Origin of the sequence: Robbsia andropogonis, assembly GCF_000970345.1 — a bacterium.
Taxonomy (GTDB): domain Bacteria; phylum Pseudomonadota; class Gammaproteobacteria; order Burkholderiales; family Burkholderiaceae; genus Robbsia; species Robbsia andropogonis.
On sequence record NZ_LAQU01000002.1, the window covers coordinates 358,615 to 376,435 of the forward strand.

The window sequence follows — 17,821 nt, forward strand, 5'->3', positions numbered from 1 at the left end:
CAGCGGGTCAGATGTGGCACTTCTCAGACGTCATTCCAGGCAATGACGATATGCGATCGACCGCGCAAGCGACTTCGTCGCGAATAGTGCGCGTGTACGGTCGATGGGCTTGCCGCCGTTCGTGGTGCTGGTGATCGCGTTTTGGGTACGGACCCGGTAGGGGAGATTTCGATGGCACAGGCCAAACAGCGACGGTTCAATACGACCGCGCAACGACAACAAAACGGTGCAGGCCAAAGCGACGACGAGGGGCACTGGGACGACAAGCTCGTGGCGGCGGGCACATCGTTGCTCAGACCGCGTTGGGTGCGCCTGATTGCAACCATCGCGGCAGTGCTGCTGTTCACCTCGGCTTTGACCGTCAATCTGGCGCTTTCCACGCAATGGATGTTTGGCATCCTCTGTATGTTCATGGCTTTTGCCCTGAGTCGCATTCCAGGTCGCTTTCTGACGGTGTCCCTGGTGGCACTGTCGGTGTTCGTATCGATGCGCTATTTCTATTGGCGCGTGACCCAGACGCTCTTTTTCACCAACCCGCTCGATGTCACGTTCGGCGCGCTGCTGTTGCTGGCCGAAGGTTATGCCGTGTTGATGCTGCTGTGCAGTTACTTCCAGACACTGTGGCCGTTGCACCGCCGACCTTTCCCGCTGCCGGCCGATACGTCGGCGTGGCCAACGGTGGATGTATATATTCCCACGTTCAATGAGCCGCTCGATGTCGTACGGCAGTCGGTGCTGGCCGCGACATTGCTTGATTGGCCGGCTGACAAGTTGCGTGTTTACCTCCTCGATGACGGGCGTCGTGAAGCATTCCGCGCTTTCTGCGAGGAGGCGGGCGTCGACTATCTGACGCGACCTGACAATGTGAGCGCGAAAGCGGGCAACTTGAATGCCGCACTGAGCAAGACGAGTGGCGAATACATCGCGGTGTTCGATTGCGACCACGTGACGACGCGTTCTTTCCTCCAGATCTGCATGGGCTGGTTTTTGAAGGATCCGAAGATGGCGATGGTGCAAACGCCCCACGTTTTCTATTCGCCGGACCCTTTCGAGCGTAATCTCGAAACGTTTCGGAAGGTGCCGAACGAGGGCGACTTGTTCTATGGCGTGTTGCAAAACGGGAATGACCTCTGGGATGCGACCTTTTTCTGCGGATCGTGCGCGGTATTGCGACGCTCCGCGTTGCTGGATGTGGGGGGCGTCGCGACGGAGAGCGTGACCGAGGACGCCCTGACCGCGCTCAAGATGAGCATGCGCGGTTACAGCACTGCTTATCTCGCCATTCCGCAGGCCGCCGGTCTTGCTACCGAAAGTCTGAGCCGGCATGTGGGCCAGCGTATCCGGTGGGCGCGCGGCATGGCGGAGATTTTCCGCAGGTTCAATCCGCTGTTGGTCAGGGGGCTCACGTTGCCGCAACGGTTTTGCTACTTGAGCGCGATGATGCACTTTTTCTTCGGCTTACCGCGCATCGTGTTCCTGATCACGCCAATGGCCTACCTGTTCTTCGGCGCCCACGTATTTCATGCGTCGGCGTTGATGGTCCTGGCCTATGCGATTCCACACTTGGTCATTTCGAGTATCGGGGCATCGCGGATTCAGGGCCGTTTCCGCCACTCGTTCTGGAGCGAGGTGTACGAAACCGTTCTTGCCTGGTACGTGGTTTTGCCTGCGCTTCAGGCGGTCTTCTTCCCCGGCAGAAAGGGTTTCAACGTGACGGCGAAGGGCGGCGTCATTCGGCGCTCCTTTCTGGATTGGGCGATGGCCCGGCCTTACATCCTGTTGCTGCTGATTAACTTGGCCGGACTTGCCGTTGGGGTGTTCGGTTTAAGTCGCGGTCCTGGCTGGCCGGAAGCCATGAGTATTCTGTTCAATCTCGGCTGGGTGCTCTACAACGTCATGAACCTCAGTGCGGCAGCGGGCGTGGCCAGCGAGTCGCGGCAGTTGCGCCAGGCACCACGTGTGCAGATTTCGCTGCCGGCGGTAATTCGCACCGCCAATGGTGATCGTATCGATTGCCACACCACTGACTACTCACATGGCGGGCTCGGGATCGCGCTGCCCGAGAACGTGACATTGCCGCAACCCGGCGATCGAATCATGGTGTCCGTTTTTCGAGATAACTACGAGGGCAAGTTTCCCGCCGAGGTCCAGGTGTGCCGTGGCCGGACGCTCGGCGTCAGTTTCCCGGCGCTCACGATCGATCAGGAGCGCGACCTGATGCGCGTTACGTTTTCACGCGCCGATGCGTGGCTGTCGTCGTGGGGACAGTATCGTCCCGACCGGCCATTGCGTAGCCTGCTGGAGGTACTCAGTGTCGGCGTCCACGGTTTTGGCGAGTTGTTCAAGTACCTGTTCATGGGATGGCGTGCGCGCCCCGGCCGCCCGGCCGGGGCTTCGGAAAGCGAGCTGGGAACCAAGCAATCGTGAGCATCGGTTATTTGTCGTCTTTCCGCTCCTCAATGAGCAAGCGCCTGTGGGCGGCGGTGTGTTATTCGGTCCTGCTGCTGGGCGGTGCCACGACGTTGACCGCCGTGGCGGCGGCGTCCGACGGCTTGCCATCGGACGCCTATTCCTATCGGATTCCGCTGCTGCGCCAATACCCGGAGCAGGGCGTGACGTTGCTCGGCCAAGATGCCTATGCCGGAATGGACTTTGGCTTGCGCAAGGATGAGCGCGTTGTCGGTGCTCGACTCGAACTTGATGTTCGATACTCGGATACGCTGCTGCCCGGTCTGTCACATCTGAATGTCCTGGTGAATAGTGTCGTCGCCACGACCATCCCGCTCCCGCAACTGGCCCCGCTGAAGTCGGCGCATGTATCGGTGGATTTGCCAGTGGCATTGCTGTCCGACTTCAACCATCTGAATCTTGAGTTGATCGCGCACAGCAAGGCCAGCGACCAGGGAAATAATCCGGACAGCCCGGATCTGTGGTTGAAGGCGGCTCCCAACAGCGCGCTTGTCGTGACAGTCGTACCGGCCCCGCTGCCGAGCGATCTGGCGCGACTGCCTGCGCCGTTCGTCGACAAGCGCGATGTGCGCCGAGTGAACCTGCCAGTCGTGCTATCGCAAGCGCCGACGATGAATCGGCTTGAATCCGCCGGGGTCGTCACATCGTGGCTCGGCGCCCAGGCCGGTTATCGCGGCGCGCGCTTTTCCGCCTATCCCGGTGCAATTCCCCCTCGGGGCAACGGTGTGGTGCTGGCGCTGGCCGGTGAGGTGCCGGGCCTGACCCTGCCGGTTATCAATGGTCCGACGCTGGCGATTATCCCTAATCCCCTGGACGCCAACGGCAAGCTGTTGCTGGTCACCGGTCGCAACGAGGCGGAACTCCGGCAGGCGGCCACCGCGTTGGTACTGGGCTCGCAGACGCTGACGGGGTCGCAGGTCCGGATTGATTCTCCGATACACGTCCTGCCGCGCAAGCCATTCGATGCGCCCAACTGGCTGCCCTCGGACCGCCCGGTCCGGCTGGGCGAGCTAGCCTCTGCCGATGCCTTTACCGTATCGGGTTTCAGCCCTGGCTCGATCAGTGTTGGCCTGCGGTTGCCGCCGGGTCTGTTCGGCTTCGATAGCGCGGGCGCAGAGCTGGATCTGCACTACCGCTACACGGCGCGTCCGGAATCGCTGCATTCCGAGTTGCATGTGCTGGTTGGGAACACGCCGATTCAGACGCTGCCGTTGGCGGGTGACACGTCGGATGGTCATGCGGTGATGCGCATTCCGACCTATCTGCTGCCGCCCCTGACGACGTTGCAATTCGACTATCGATATGACGCCGTCAAGCCAAAGGAAAATTGGCAGGACGTGCCGGGCGGCCCCTTGCAGAGTGCTATCGACCCGGCATCGACAATCGACATCTCCAATTTGCCGCGTTATGCAGCCATGCCGGATTTGCGTGCTTTTGGCGATGCCGGCTTCCCGTTCACCCGGATGGCCGACCTTTCTGAAACGGCCGTGATTCTTCCCGTCGATGCAGTGGCCGACGATTATTCGGCATATTTGACACTGATGGGCAGCATGGGCCAGGCCAGTGGATATCCAGTGCTGGGCGTGACGGCGGTGGATCCCGGGCAGGTCAGCGCAGTGAAGAGCAAGGACCTGCTGGTGCTGGCATCTGGAAACAATCAGCCGCTGGTGAATGCATGGCACAAGAACCTGCCGGCCGGTTTCTTCGGCCCGGTTGCGTCGTCGGACGGTGCGATACGGGATTTTTGGGAAAACCTGACCAACGGGCGGACGGCCAAACAACGTGCGGACGATCTCGCGGTTTTGTACAGCGGCGGTGATCACGACGGCATGGTGGCCGGGCTGGAGTCGCCGTTGACGCGTGGCCGCAGCGCGGTGGTGGTATCAGGCAAATCGCCGGCCGCGCTTGATGCGGTGGTGGACCTGCTGCAGGCGCACCGGTATCTGATCGGCGCTAGCCGAACGGAAACGGTTGGTGGCAGCCTGGTCATCGCGCATGACGGTGTGCTTACCACGTTGGAAGACAAGCAAAACTATTTCCTGGGCACGCTGCCGTTCCGCCTGGCTGTCCAGTGGTTCCTCGCGAGCCACATCGTGCTGCTCCTCATTTCGACGCTTGTCAGCGTCGTACTTATTGGCTTGCTCGGCGGCGTGTTCCTGCACCTGCGTGCCCTTAAACGACTGGACCTGGACATTCCCCAGGCATCGCAACCCGAAGAAGGACGAAGAGGTTCCCATGTTTAAAAGACGGCCTGACATTTCGCGGGCACGCCTTGCGCCGCGCATGACCGCCCGGCCCGCGTGGGCAGCACTGCTGCTCGGTGGTATCTTCGTCATATCATCGACAACGTACGCCGCGCCGCAACCGGCGCATGCCGGCGGGCACGCGACTGCATCGACGAAGCACGCCGCGCTAAAAACCGCGGTCGCGAAGCCCGCGGCGTCGCCCACCTCGCCCGCGTCCAGCACGCCGATCGTCGATGCACGCCCGACGGCCGCGCCCACGACGACCACAACCTATACCTTGCAGCAGCTGGGTGCGCAATATGCACTCAACCTGCGTGGCGTCGACGGCAGCAATACCGTCCCGGTGGGCGTGCGGGACGATCAGGTGGTGACCGGTGCGCGGCTGAATCTACGCTATGCGTATTCCCCGGCGTTGTTGCCGGACCTGTCGCATATCAATGTTCTGATCAACGATCAGGTGGCAGCGTCGATCGCGGTGCCCAAGGACACGGCCGGCACGAGTCTCGAGCGCACCATTACGTTACCGCCCTACTTGTTCACGTCGAACACCAAGCTGCGGCTACAGTTGATTGGTCACTACACGATGCAGTGCGAAGATCCCCTGCATTCGAGCCTGTGGGCCAATATCAGTAATGGCAGCACGCTGAGCATCGATACCCAGCCGCTGACGCCGGCTGCCGACCTGGCGCGCTTGCCCGAGCCCTTCCTGGACGCGCATGATATCCGTCGCTTGAATCTGCCTTTCGTGTTCGCGGGTAATCCGGATAGCGCCGCATTGGAAGCGGCGGGCGCGGTGTCGTCCTGGTTTGGCGCCATGGCGAATTTCCGTAGCGCCAACTTCCCGGTGTCCCTATCCACGATCCCGGCTACAGGCAACGCGGTGGTCCTGATCGAAGGCACCGCGCAAGCCGCGCTGGCGCCTGCGCCGCTGCAAGGGCCGACGCTGGCAGTGGTGCGGAATCCTAACGATCCAAATGGCACGTTGTTGCTGGTCATGGGGCGCGATGGTAAGGAACTGAAGCAGGCAGCCGACGCGCTGGTCATGGGCAGTCAGACACTGGTCGGCCCGACGGCACTGATCACCAAGTTCCCGGACCCCGCATCGCGTCAGCCTGATGATGCGCCGCGCTGGTTGCGCACCGATCGTCCGGTATCGTTTGGCGAATTGATCGACGCCAGTCAGTTGCGTGTATCGGGTTACAGCCCGGATCTGATCCGGATCAATACGCGCATCCCGCCGGACTTGTTCGGATGGCATGCACCAAACGTGCCGATCGATTTGCACTACCGTTATACGCCGCAGCCGTACATGGTCAACTCGTCACTTCTGTTCAGTGTCAGTGACCAGTTCATCAAATCGGTTCCACTATTGCCGCTTGAAAAACTCGAAGACGGCGACAAGCTGAAGGCGGCGGTGCTGCCGGACAGCAGCTTGCCCAGCCGGGCGCCGCTCGACGTACCGCTGGAGACGTTGCTGCAGCCGAATACGCAGTTGCAGTTCCGTTACATGTACGACTACATCAAGCAGGGCGAGTGCCGGGACATCATCATCGACAATGTGCGGGGTGACATTGACCCCGAGTCGACGATCGACCTGACGCAGTATCCGCACTACATCGCGATGCCGAATCTGGCCGCGTTTGCGCAGGCCGGCTTCCCGTTCACGCGCATGGCGGACTTGTCGTCGACCGATGTCGTACTGGGGGCCAACGCCGGCCCGGAGGAATACAGCACCTATTTGGCGGTCATGGGCCGCATGGGTGACTCGACCGGTTACCCGGCACGTGGGGTGACCGTGCTTCGCGGCCAGAACATCGATGCCGTACCGTCCGGTAAGGATATGCTGGTCATCGCCTCCGGTGCCGATCAAGCCTGGTTGAAGGACTGGGCGAAGTACATGCCTGCCACGTATGACAAGGCATCGCAGTTCTCCGTGTCCGACGTTCCGGGCCGGGTGCTGGGCTGGTTCCATTCCAACCCGCGCCTGGATAACCAACCCAGCCGGCTGTCGCTTGCTTACACGGGATCTGGTGTAAGCGCCGTGATGGCGGGCTTCGAGTCGCCGAAAGAGAAAGGGCGCAGCGTGGTCATGCTGATCAGCAACCAGAGCGACGGCTTGAAGGATGCGGTGTCCGCGTTGCTGGATGTGCGCAACGACGATAAGTTGCCGATTCAGGGCAGTCTGGTGTCCATCCGCGGCAAGGAGGTCGACTCGCTCGTAGGCGAACACACCTACTACCTCGGGCACCTGGGACTCTGGCGCGGCCTGGATTGGTGGCTTGCCTCGATCGGTGTTTCCCTGGCCTGGGTGCTCCGCGCCTTGGGTGTCGTGTTGCTCGTGCTGATCGCGCTGGCCCTGCTCGCCTACATGCGGCGCCGTCAGGCGCGACGTGATGCCGAGAGCCGGGCGCGGCTCCAGGCAGAGCATCTGCAACAACCAAAATAATCAGAGAACGCTCATGCAAGTCAGCCGCAGTCAGGCCGCCATTCTCGGAATGCTGATCGGTTCGGTCAGCCATCCGGGGTGGGCGCAGGAAGCAACATCGAATATGTTGCTTGAACAGGGCCGTTATTGGCAGGCGCACGATAAGCCGGACTTGGCCGCGCAGTCCTGGTCGAAGCTGCTTCTGACCGACCCGGACCAGCCGGAAGGGTTATATGGGCTGGGTGTGATCGCCGTCAACAAAAAGCAGTTTCCGGCCGCAAAAGACTATCTGGCAAAGCTGCGTGCAGCCGCGCCGAACAGCCGCTTCGTGCCGCTGCTGGAGCAGGACCTGCGTCTGGCGGTCGAGCCGGGCAAGTCACTGCTTGCCAAGGCTCGCCAGCATGCGCAGGACGCCGTCAACCAGAACGACCTGAAAGCGCTGGCGGCGGCGATTGGCGAGTACGATCAGGCGTTGGGTGGAAAGACCCCGCAAGGCGTCGTCGCGCGTGAGTACTATACCTATCTGGGTTATACGGACGGCGGTACGGACAAGGCGATCCAAGGCCTCAAGCGCCTGAATGGGGAGACGCCGAACGATCCGTACGTGCTCTTGCCGCTTGCCCAGCACATGGTGCGGGATGAGAGGGATCGCCCGACCGGCGTCGCGCTACTGGAAAAACTGGCGAAGCGCCAGGACATCGGTGGCGCCGCTACGGAAGCATGGCGCTCCGTGCTGACCTGGGTGCCGCCTACGCCGCAAAATCGATCGTGGTTCGAGGACTATCTGAAGCTGCATCCGGAGGATGAGGACATTCGCCGTCAGATGATATCGCCGCGCCCGGGGTTGGCCAATACACCGCCGGTTCCCGTCATGGACCCTCGACTCACCCGTGGTTTCGCGGCGTTCAAGGCCGGCGACATTACCACGGCGGAACAGTTGTTTTCCGAGGTGCTGCGCGACAAACCGAATAACACCGACGCGCTTGGTGGCCTGGGCCTCGTGCGTATGCAACAAGGCGATCTGGTGCAGGCACAGGCGCTTTTATCCCGTGCCGCCTCGCATCCTGGCGCCGGTGGCAATTGGGACAAGCCGCTGAACTCGGCGCGGTACTGGTTGCTCGTGAACCAGGCCGAAGGCGCGCAAAACCTGGGCGACTATGCAACCGCGCGCCGCGAGATCGACCAGGCGCTTCGTCTCGACCCCACCGAGCCGGGCGGCTTGAATGCATCCGGCCGCCTGTATGCCGCGCAGGGAAATATGAAGCAGGCCGAAACGGTGTTCCGTGGTGTACTGGCTGCGCACCCGGACAATCGCGAGGCGGTGACCGGGTTGATCGATATTCTGGCGCAGACCGGACGCGCCGACGAGGCACAGAAGCTGGTCGACGGCATGACGCCGGCGCAGCAAGCCGGTATCGGCGGTCTTGATCGTCTGCGCTCCGCCGTGGCCTCCGGTCGGGCGGACGCGGCCGCGCGGCGTGGCGATCTGGCGGGTGCCCAGAAAATTCTGGAAGACGCGCAGCGCGCCGATCCCGATAATCCTTGGCTGCGCCTGGAACTGGCCCGTTATGACTTGAAACAGGGTCGTCCCGACGCGGCAAGGCAACTGGTGGATAGTCTCGTGGCCGCCAACCCCGACAATCCCGATGCGCTGTATGCGAGCGCGCTGCTGGCCATGCAGATGGCGGACTGGACGCGTGCTCAGGACACGATGGCACGTATCCCGGCATCGGCTCGCACCCCGAACATGGTTGCGACAGCGCAGTTGATCGACTTTCAGGCGGTGGTTGCCCGTGCCTCGCAGGCGGCGCGGGACGGTGATCTGGAGGGCGCGCGCAATATGCTGTCACGACTCGAGCCTGCCGCGGGGAAGGACCCGGCACGCGTAGGGGCGTTGGCGGAAGCGTATATCGATGCGGGGAATGTGCCGCGCGCCATGAGCCTGATGCGTGGCATGATGCCGAACGGCTTGGAGGATAGTGGTCCCGACGTCCAGTTGGCGTATGCAAGTCTGATGTTGAAGGCAGGACAAAATGTTCAGGCCAAGGATGCCCTGGGCACGCTGGCCGGGGAGACGCTGACAGCCGATCAACGGCAACGGCTGGACGACCTGAATTATCTATATGCCGTACGGCTTGCCGATCAGCAACGCCAGCAAGGCGATCTCGCGGACGCCTACGATACACTGGCGCCCATTCTCGCGAAGCGACCCAACGATGCCTTGGCACTGGCCGCGCTGGCGCGGATGTATGCCGCTGACGGTCAATACGGCCAGGCGTTGTCCCTTTATCAGAAGGCTGCGGCGAACGATCCCGAGAATCCCGGCTTGCAACTGGGTGTCGCGATGGCGGCGGTTCAGGCGGGAAAAAACAATATAGCCGATGAGGCCCTGCGAAGCGCTCTCGCGAAAGCGCCCAACGATCCTGATGTGTTGGCAGGTGCCGCGCGCGTCTATGTGATGCAGGGGAATTTCCGCCAGGGAGAGACCTTGCTGGAATCCGCTATCTCGATAAAGGAAAAGCGCCTTGGTGCGTCGGCGCAACCGACTCAACTGGCCGACAACCACGTGGCTGGCAATCCCTTTCTCCATGCCAGGGATCGGCATCGACTTGCGCCGCGAGATGACAGCCAACCGGCCGCCACCGCGTTTGCCGCACAGCCTGCCACGCGTGACGGTGGTTACGCGGGTAGCGATACCGTCTCCGCCGCGTCGTCGGGCGACCCGTCCGCGGTGGCACGTGGCTGGTCATCGTCACGTCCGTCGGCACTGCCGTCCGTGGCGGGTACGCCGATCGGTACGCAGGCGCCGCTCGACACAGTGGCGGCGAATGCGTCGCAGGATGATGCCTCGTCGTTAGACGGCATGCGTCGCGATCTTGCCGACCTCAAATCGGACAACGCTCCCGAAATTCGCGCCGGGGTGTTCGTGACGTCGAACAACGGTACGCCCGGCACGAGCAAGATGACGAATGTCCAGGAGCCGCTGGAAGGCATCGTGCCGTTCGGCAATGGCAAGCTGTCCGTGCGTGTGACGCCGGTGCAATTGACGGGTTCGACGCTGGGTACCGACATATACAGCAGCAGTCAGTTCGGCGGCGGACCGGCAGCGGCTCAGGCGCAGCAGGCCGGCACCGTTGCCGCCCCTGGCGCGCAGACGGCGTATGGCGTGGGCCTGGGCGTGGGTTACGAGACACGGAACTGGACGGCAGACATCGGCACGACGCCGATCGGTTTCCGCTACAGCAACGTGGTTGGGGGTGCCACGTACCGTAACGCCATCGATCCGGGGCAGGGCGGCTGGTACAACGTGGGCCTGTCGCGCCGCGCCGTGACCGAAACCATTACCTCTTTCGCCGGCTCCCACGATACGCGGACGGGCTTGAGCTGGGGTGGGGTCACGTCTACCGCGCTGCATGGGTCGATTGGCCTCGATGTCGACGATTACGGGCTGTATGGCTATGGTTCGTTGAAATATCTGGACGGGCACAATGTCCAGTCGAATACCGGGGCGGAAGTGGGCGGTGGTGCTTACTGGTATTTCTATCGCACCCCGAATGCGATGCTGACCGCCGGTGTCAACCTGAGCGGCGAGTTCTACGATCACAACGAGAACAACTTCACGTTCGGCAATGGCGGCTATTTCAGTCCGCAGCGCTACTATGCCTTCAGCATCCCGGTCACGTGGGCGCAGCGCTCCGATCGCTGGACGTACAAGTTGCAAGGGTCGGCCGGGTTGCAGACCTTCCATCAGGACAGCGCACCGTATTTCCCGACCAATGCCGCCTTGCAATCCTCGGCGGTCACGGCGGCGTCTGCGATCGGCCTGACCGACGGCGCGGTTCATCCTGCACAGTCTTCGAGCGGATTCGCCTACAACCTGCTGGCGACGGCGGAATACCGCTTTACACACCGGTTGACCGGCGGCGCCAGTGTGGGAGCGAACAACTCGTCAAGCTATAAGCAGTGGGTGGCCGGCATTTACGTCCGATACAACTTCGCGCCGCAGACCAAGGCCTTGGCCATGCCGCTCGTTCCCTACCAATCGCATTACAACGATCAATAGCACGACCGAACGGATATCGGTCGTTTTTGAGGAGTAGAGGTTCCATGCTTGCTTCCGTACTCGCCGGTCTTAGCATCGTGATGATAGGCGATAGCCATTTGAGCGAACCCGGCTATCTTATTGACACGCTGCAAGACCAATTGATCGCCGCGGGTGCGCAGGTGCACACCTATGGCGTCTGCGGCAGCACACCCGGCGATTGGGTCAAGTCCGTCCAAGGCACGTGCGGTGGTGCCGAGCGTAACGGCAAGGGACCGATCGTCATCCATCACAACGCGAAGACCCAGCCGGTCGACCAATTGGTTGCCACAAACAAGGCCGACCTCGTCATCATCGTCGAAGGCGATACGATCGGCGGCTATGGCAAGGACGACTTTGCAAAGGCCTGGGCCTGGCAACAGGTCACGGCGCTGACGCAGAACCTTGCCGCGCACAAGACGGCGTGTGTCTGGGTCGGTCCCGTCTGGGGGACTGAAGGCGGCAAATACCAGAAGACGTTCGGCCGTGTGAAGTTGTTGTCGTCGTTTCTGGCCTCCAATGTGGCGCCTTGTTCGTATATCGATTCGCTGACATTCTCGAGACCTGGCGAGTGGGCGACCGTGGATGGCCAGCATCTGACCACCACCGGCTACAAGTATTGGGGCAACGACATCATGAAAGCGCTGGTGAAGCTGCCGGTTGTTCAGCAAGGTAAGGCGTCGCGTTAAACGCGCACCGTGCCGATGTATCGGTTTGACCGGTTGAGTGTGCGTCGTGACCGGTATTCGCAACGTGCTGTGTGAAAGGACCTGGGGCCTGCCCCGATTAATTTGATTTTCCGGGCTTTCCGGATGTGGAGTGTTTCGTGCCTGCTGCAGCGTCCGCCTTGTTAGGCCTTTCCGTGTTGGTCATTGGTGAAAGCCATCTGACGTTGAACAATCATTTGCGCGAGCCTTTGATACAGGCTTTGCAGGCGCATGGCGCCGCGCATGTGCATGTGATCGGTGCCTGTGGGGCGAGTCCGGCCCGCTGGTTGAAGACCACGCAAGTGGATTGCGGTGCCGATCAGGTCGACAAACGTCCTGCCACGGTGTTGGGCAAGGAAGCGCATACCACGCCGATCACGGATCTGATCAAGGCTGACAAGCCTGATGTGGTCGTCGTGATCGAAGGCGACACGATGGGCTCGTACGACAAACCGGTCTTCCCGAAGGCGTGGGCGTGGCAGGAAGTGACAGGTCTGACGAAAGCCATTGCTGACACGCATACCGCTTGCGTCTGGGTTGGACCGGGCTGGGGCGGTAATGCGGGACAATTCGCCAAGTCCGACGCTAGGGTCAAGGAACTGTCCGCCTTCCTGGCGAACAATGTCGCGCCTTGCTCGTATATCGATTCGACAACCTTCGCGCGACCTGGTCAATGGCAGACATTGGACGGCGAACATTACACCCAACTGGGTTACGTTTCCTGGGGCAAGGCCATCGTCAATGCCATGGGCTCCGCTCCCGCGATTACCAGCCTGAAAAAGAAATGACACCGATATTCTCCCGCTTCTTCCTGTCCGCCCTGGCTTTGACCTTGCCGGGTCTGTTCGTGGGGTCAGCCTTTGCAGCCGATATCCCTTTATACCCAACCGGTCCTGCTGAAGATTCGTCGTTCGTGCGGTTCGTCTCCGGTGCATCGCAGCCGGTGGAGGTGACCGCCTCGGGATCGAAGGCCCGGTTGACGCTCGATGAAAAGGGTCCGACCAGTCCGTTCTTCGCCATTGCCGCCGGCAAGCCGATCAAGGGGACGTTGCGCGGCGATGGCGCGCACCAGGACGTGTCGGCCACGGTGCAGCCTGGCGAATTTGTCAGCATTGTCGCGCTCGACGGTACAGCCAAAGGCGCGCTGCGAGTGGTGACGGTGCGGGAGAAACCGGATGACTTTAACGCGTTGAAAGCGTCGGTCGCTTTTTACAACCTTGACGCGCACTGCACCAAGCCCGCGTTGAAGTTGGCCGGTCGTGACATCGTGCTGCTCGATGGCGTGCCGGTAGGCCAGAGCAAGCGGCGCCAGGTGAATCCGGTGGCGTTGACGGTGCAATTGGCGTGTGGTGGTCAATCGGTGGGCCAGCCCCTGAGTTTGGGCACGCTTGTCGCCGGACAGCGGTACACGGTGTTTCTCGTACCATCCGGGACGCATTCACGCGTCTTTTTCGCGAATGACGCGGTTGCGCACTAAATGCGGTTATCGCGTCTTTCCTTGCACTGACGCGATTCGCCGCCCACGCCACACCACGCGCCCCTCACGGCCGTGACGACCATGAGAGGGGAGCGCGTGGTGTGAGCGGTAAGGACACATCGGTTCAGCTCCACCTTGCTCTGAGAACCCTGCATGGTTTTTGCGTCCCTGGAATTCCTGACGCTCTTTCTGCCGGCCTTCCTCGCGATCTATGTCGCGTCGCCGGCACGTTGGCGTAATGGCGTGCTGCTGTTTTGCAGCTGGTTCTTCTATGCTTGGTGGAGCCCGGTGTTCCTGCTGCTGTTCATTGCACTGACGTTCTGGGGCTGGCTCGGCGGCATGGTGATCGACAGGGCGTCTACCCCGCGTGCCCGCAGCCGCTGGCTGGCCTTCTTCATCGCCGTGAACGTCTTGCTGCTGTGCTGGTACAAGTACGCCAATATCGTGGTCACAAGCCTAGACAGCGTGCTGTTCCGGGGCCATGACGGCGCGCTCCCCTGGACGCATGTGGCGCTGCCTATCGGGCTGTCGTTCATCGTTCTGCAATCGATCTCCTATTTGATCGACGTGCAGCGCGGAACGGTGCCTGCGGATCGCAGTGTGATCCGATATGGTGCCTATCAAGGAATGTTCGTGCATCTGATTGCCGGACCAATCATCCGGTATGCATGGGTCAAGCGCGAATTGGCCTCGCGTACCGTCGACTGGGATGGGTTTACTGCCGGCGCACGCCGATTGATGATCGGCATAAGCATGAAGGTACTCGTGGCCGACACGTTGTCACCGATTGTCGACGTGGTCTTTTCAATGCACACGCCAACGATGGCCGATGCCTGGATCGGCGGTGGTTTCTACACGTTGCAGTTGTTCTTTGACTTCGCCGGCTATAGTGCGATGGCAATCGGCCTCGGGCAGATGTTGGGCTTTCGCTTTCCCGAAAACTTCAATCATCCCTACCTCGCCAGCAGTATCCAGGACTTCTGGCGTCGCTGGCATTTGTCGTTGTCGAGCTGGATTCGGGACTATCTGTATATACCCCTGGGCGGCAGTCGTCACGGGGAATGGCAGGCGTGCCGAAATCTCTTGCTGACAATGGCGATCGCCGGTCTGTGGCACGGCGGAGATAGCTGGAATTTCCTCATGTGGGGCGTGGCCCACGGCGTGGCATTGATCGTGGCACGCCTTTGGCGTGGTAACGACATGCCGACCTTGCCCGACTGGCTCTCCCATGGGCTGACGATGCTGTTCGTGATGCTGGCGTGGACCTTGTTCCGAGCTGTAGGTTTTGACGCCGCGCTTGCCATGTACCGCGGTCAGTTCGGTCTGAATGGTATCGGTTTGAGCGATGCGCTGCGTGTGCAATTGCGGCCCGCGCACTTCCTCGCGGCGGCCCTCGGCATTGTCTGTGTGCTTTTCCCGCTGTGGCAACGCCGATGGGATGCATTCGGCAGCAGCACCACCACGCAGCGTGTGTGGCGAGAGGTATGGCCGCTTGCCGGTTTTCTTCTTTCGTTCGGGCTGATCGTCGCGCGCGGCGCGGTGCCCTTCCTCTACTTTCAGTTCTGAGCCGACGCCATGGCAGATCCTCAGCCGCTCCCGCAACGTCCTGCCACCGCTGCCGGCAAGGTCGTGGCCGTGATCCTGATGGGCTTCCTGTTTGTCGGCCTGGTGAGCAATATCTGGTTCGCGTCGACAACCGGATCACTGTTGCCGCAAGCGGTGACCCGGACGGGTATCCTCGATGGCACCGTTTCGAAGGAACTCGCGAGCCGCATGGCAGATACGCCCATCGGCGCCAATGCCGCGCGGATACAACGCGCGCTCGGTTGGCTGACGATCCACGACCTGGGTCCACGCGTACGACAAGGTTGCCCAGGTTGGTTGTTCCTGCGAGACGAGTTGACCGTTCATGCCGACGCCGACAGTCACCTTATCCGCCGCGCCATGACGGTCGCAGCTGTCGAGCATGCATTGGCAAGTCGCGGGATTGGATTGCTCGTTGTCGTGGTGCCCGATAAATCACGTATCGAATCGCGACATCTGTGCACGCTGGTTCGTCCGGCTTCCCTGGCGCCGCGTCTGGGTGAATGGACGTCCCGGCTGAAGGTGGCCGGAGTTCCTGTCGTCGACCTGGACACAACGTTGCGCCGCGTGCCCGGTGACGCTTTTTTCCGGACCGACACGCACTGGACACAAAACGGTGCGGGTGCCGCGGCCCGGGACGTCGCGGCGCGTATCAAGGCCCTGGGCGTGACGCTGGGTGCAAGCAAGCCCGGCTATCGGATCGTGGACCAGCCCCCCGCGCGACGGCCGGGCGATCTGGTGCGCCTGGCCGGGCTGGACGATTTGCCCCTGTCCTGGCAACCCGCCCCGGAGACGGTATCCCGCCGCGACTATGTATATGAAGCGCGAGCCGCATCAACGGCCGATGACTTGTTTGGTGACGCGGACTTGCCCGACATCGCCGTCGTCGGCACGTCGTATTCGACGACATCCGACTTCATACCGCAGTTGGCCCTGGCTCTCGGGAGTGGCGTTGGCAATTTCGCCCACGAGGGCGCAAAATTCGGCGGTGCGGCGCGGGCCTATTTCGCGAGCCCGGCGTTTGCCCAGACACCGCCGAAACTCGTTGTCTGGGAGTTGGATGAAAGGGATCTACAGTCGCCACTCGAGGCGGACGATGCCGTTGTCGTACCGCGTTTCGGCGCGAATGGAACAGGGATGCCGCATGCCAAATCGACCGCGCCGTAAACCACGACCGTTATGGATGGCGTTGCTCGCGACGTGCGTGACGGCGTCGGTGCCCGCAGTGCCCGCTGCCCCGCTACCGGTCATCATCACCATTGATGCAGGAGCCAATCGTCGTCCCATCAGCCCGTTGATCTATGGCTTGAGTTTTGCTACCCCGGACGTGCTGCGGGACTTACGGGCGCCGATCAATCGCTCGGGCGGCAATAGTGCGTCGACGTACAATTGGCGGATCGACGCGCGTAACACCGGGCTGGATTGGTTTTTCGAAAGCGTGCCAATCGATTCGAACGAGGCGCATCAGTACGACGCGCGGTTTATTAGCGACACCCGTGCGGGTCGTGCGATACCGATGTTGACCATCCCAATGGTCGGCAGGGTGGCCAAACTCGATAAGGACGGCAAGCCGCTGGCGAGTTTCTCGGTGGCGAAATACGGCGCGCAGAAAGCGGCCGACGTCAATGGTTTCGCCGATGCAGGCAACGGTATCGCGCCTGACGGCACGCTGATCAAAAACGATCCAGATGATGCATCGGTCGTCGATGCCCCGGAAAACGAGCAGCAGCGCGTCACACATCTCGTGCAGACGTTCGGACGTGCTGGTGCGGCCAACGCCCGGTATTACGTGATGGACAACGAGCCCAGTCTCTGGCACATGAATCACCGTGATATGCATCCAGACGGTGCGCACGCGAGTGAGGTAGCGAAGAAGGTCGTTGCGTATTCCCGCGCGGTGAAGGCGGCCGACGCCGGTGCGCGCGTCGTGGCGCCAGAGGAGTGGGGGTGGACCGGATTTCACCTCAGCGGCTTCGATCAGCAATATGCGGCCGCGCACGGCTTCAGTCATCTTCCGGACCGCGAACAAGAAACTGCTGGCATAGACTACGTTCCGTGGCTGCTGATGCAATGGAAGCAGGCCGGGCACCCGGTGGACGTGTTCAGCCTGCACTTCTATCCGCAGGAAGGCGAGTTCAACGAGAACAAGGGCGCCGCGGATGCCGATACGCCCACGGTCGAATTGGCGCGAAACCGGTCCACGCGTGATTTATGGGATAGCAATTACAAGGACCCATCCTGGATCAACAGCGTGGTGGCCCTGATTCCGCTGATGCGGCAATGGGTCGACACGTATTACTATCCCGGCACGCCGATCGCGCTGACCGAGTACAACTGGGGCGGCGCCACGACGATGAACGGCGCGACGGCGCAGGCCGACGTGTTGGGGATCTTTGGTCGTGAGGGGTTGGACATCGCCGTTCACTGGGGCGCGTTGACGCCGGACATGCCGGTCTACAAAGCGTTTAAACTATACCGGAACTATGACGGACAGGGATCGGGATTCGGCGATATCAGCATTGCCGATGTGCAGCACAACCCGGATCAGGTATCGTCATTCGCGGCGTTGCGCGATCACGATCGGGTGATGACCGTGATGGTCATCAACAAACAGCGCGGCATGGTGGCCGATGTCCTTATGCCCGTCAGCCACTTCGCGATCAGGGAAAAAGTGGCGGTGTGGCAACTCGCGAACAATGCTATCTCCCGCCTGGACGACATCAATGCGGTCGATGGTCAACTGCAACTGACGCTGCCTGCCCAGACTGTAACCCTGTTGGTATTACAGGGGGCGGTAACGCGATGACGGCACGACGCGTTGCCGCATCGTGC

Annotated in this window: 10 protein-coding genes; all 10 read left to right on the forward strand. The window is 61.6% G+C overall.

The window, feature by feature from the left end; all coding sequences use genetic code 11:
- Positions 1 to 171 precede the first annotated feature (171 nt).
- Entirely contained in the window at positions 172 to 2,427 is a 2,256-nt protein-coding gene (gene bcsA, locus WM40_RS03500) for a UDP-forming cellulose synthase catalytic subunit (RefSeq protein ID WP_082102407.1), read from the forward strand.
- A 32-nt stretch (positions 2,428 to 2,459) separates the two neighbouring features.
- Positions 2,460 to 4,712 carry a cellulose biosynthesis cyclic di-GMP-binding regulatory protein BcsB gene (gene bcsB, locus WM40_RS03505; RefSeq protein WP_046152134.1) on the forward strand — a complete coding sequence of 751 codons (2,253 nt, stop codon included), beginning with the start codon at positions 2,460 to 2,462 and terminating at the stop codon, positions 4,710 to 4,712.
- Entirely contained in the window at positions 4,705 to 7,161 is a 2,457-nt protein-coding gene (gene bcsB / locus WM40_RS03510; protein WP_236693369.1) for a cellulose biosynthesis cyclic di-GMP-binding regulatory protein BcsB, read from the forward strand. Before bcsB (WM40_RS03505) ends, bcsB (WM40_RS03510) begins: the two co-directional genes overlap by 8 nt.
- A gap of 13 nt (positions 7,162 to 7,174) precedes the next feature.
- Entirely contained in the window at positions 7,175 to 11,203 is a 4,029-nt protein-coding gene (locus WM40_RS03515) for a cellulose biosynthesis protein BcsC (RefSeq protein ID WP_046152136.1), read from the forward strand.
- A 44-nt stretch (positions 11,204 to 11,247) separates the two neighbouring features.
- Positions 11,248 to 11,910 (forward strand): SGNH/GDSL hydrolase family protein, encoded by a 663-nt coding sequence (locus WM40_RS03520; protein ID WP_024904264.1) that lies wholly within the window; start codon positions 11,248 to 11,250, stop codon positions 11,908 to 11,910.
- A 137-nt stretch (positions 11,911 to 12,047) separates the two neighbouring features.
- A complete protein-coding gene (locus tag WM40_RS03525; protein WP_024904265.1) occupies positions 12,048 to 12,716 on the forward strand; it encodes an SGNH/GDSL hydrolase family protein in 669 nt (222 codons plus the stop codon).
- On the forward strand, positions 12,713 to 13,405 hold the full coding sequence (locus WM40_RS03530) for an alginate O-acetyltransferase AlgF (protein WP_082102410.1): 693 nt from the start codon (positions 12,713 to 12,715) through the stop codon (positions 13,403 to 13,405). Before WM40_RS03525 ends, WM40_RS03530 begins: the two co-directional genes overlap by 4 nt.
- A 153-nt stretch (positions 13,406 to 13,558) precedes the next feature.
- Positions 13,559 to 14,971 carry an MBOAT family O-acyltransferase gene (locus WM40_RS03535; protein WP_024904267.1) on the forward strand — a complete coding sequence of 471 codons (1,413 nt, stop codon included), beginning with the start codon at positions 13,559 to 13,561 and terminating at the stop codon, positions 14,969 to 14,971.
- Positions 14,972 to 14,980: 9 nt separating this feature from the next.
- Complete coding sequence (locus WM40_RS03540) at positions 14,981 to 16,156, forward strand: alginate O-acetyltransferase AlgX-related protein (RefSeq protein ID WP_024904268.1); 1,176 nt, start codon at positions 14,981 to 14,983, stop codon at positions 16,154 to 16,156.
- A complete protein-coding gene (locus WM40_RS03545) occupies positions 16,134 to 17,795 on the forward strand; it encodes a glycoside hydrolase family 44 protein (RefSeq protein ID WP_052738149.1) in 1,662 nt (553 codons plus the stop codon). Before WM40_RS03540 ends, WM40_RS03545 begins: the two co-directional genes overlap by 23 nt.
- Positions 17,796 to 17,821 lie beyond the last annotated feature (26 nt).

What these genes read in the sequence shown, in the direction of transcription:
- bcsB (WP_046152134.1), top strand. Translation starts at nt 2,460, where the DNA reads ATGAGCAAGCGCCTGTGGGCGGCGGTGTGTTATTCGGTCCTGCTGCTG.
- WM40_RS03515 (WP_046152136.1), top strand. Translation starts at nt 7,175, where the DNA reads ATGCAAGTCAGCCGCAGTCAGGCCGCCATTCTCGGAATGCTGATCGGT.
- bcsB (WP_236693369.1), top strand. Translation starts at nt 4,705, where the DNA reads ATGTTTAAAAGACGGCCTGACATTTCGCGGGCACGCCTTGCGCCGCGC.
- WM40_RS03540 (WP_024904268.1), top strand. Translation starts at nt 14,981, where the DNA reads ATGGCAGATCCTCAGCCGCTCCCGCAACGTCCTGCCACCGCTGCCGGC.
- WM40_RS03530 (WP_082102410.1), top strand. Translation starts at nt 12,713, where the DNA reads ATGACACCGATATTCTCCCGCTTCTTCCTGTCCGCCCTGGCTTTGACC.
- bcsA (WP_082102407.1), top strand. Translation starts at nt 172, where the DNA reads ATGGCACAGGCCAAACAGCGACGGTTCAATACGACCGCGCAACGACAA.
- WM40_RS03520 (WP_024904264.1), top strand. Translation starts at nt 11,248, where the DNA reads ATGCTTGCTTCCGTACTCGCCGGTCTTAGCATCGTGATGATAGGCGAT.
- WM40_RS03535 (WP_024904267.1), top strand. Translation starts at nt 13,559, where the DNA reads ATGGTTTTTGCGTCCCTGGAATTCCTGACGCTCTTTCTGCCGGCCTTC.
- WM40_RS03545 (WP_052738149.1), top strand. Translation starts at nt 16,134, where the DNA reads ATGCCAAATCGACCGCGCCGTAAACCACGACCGTTATGGATGGCGTTG.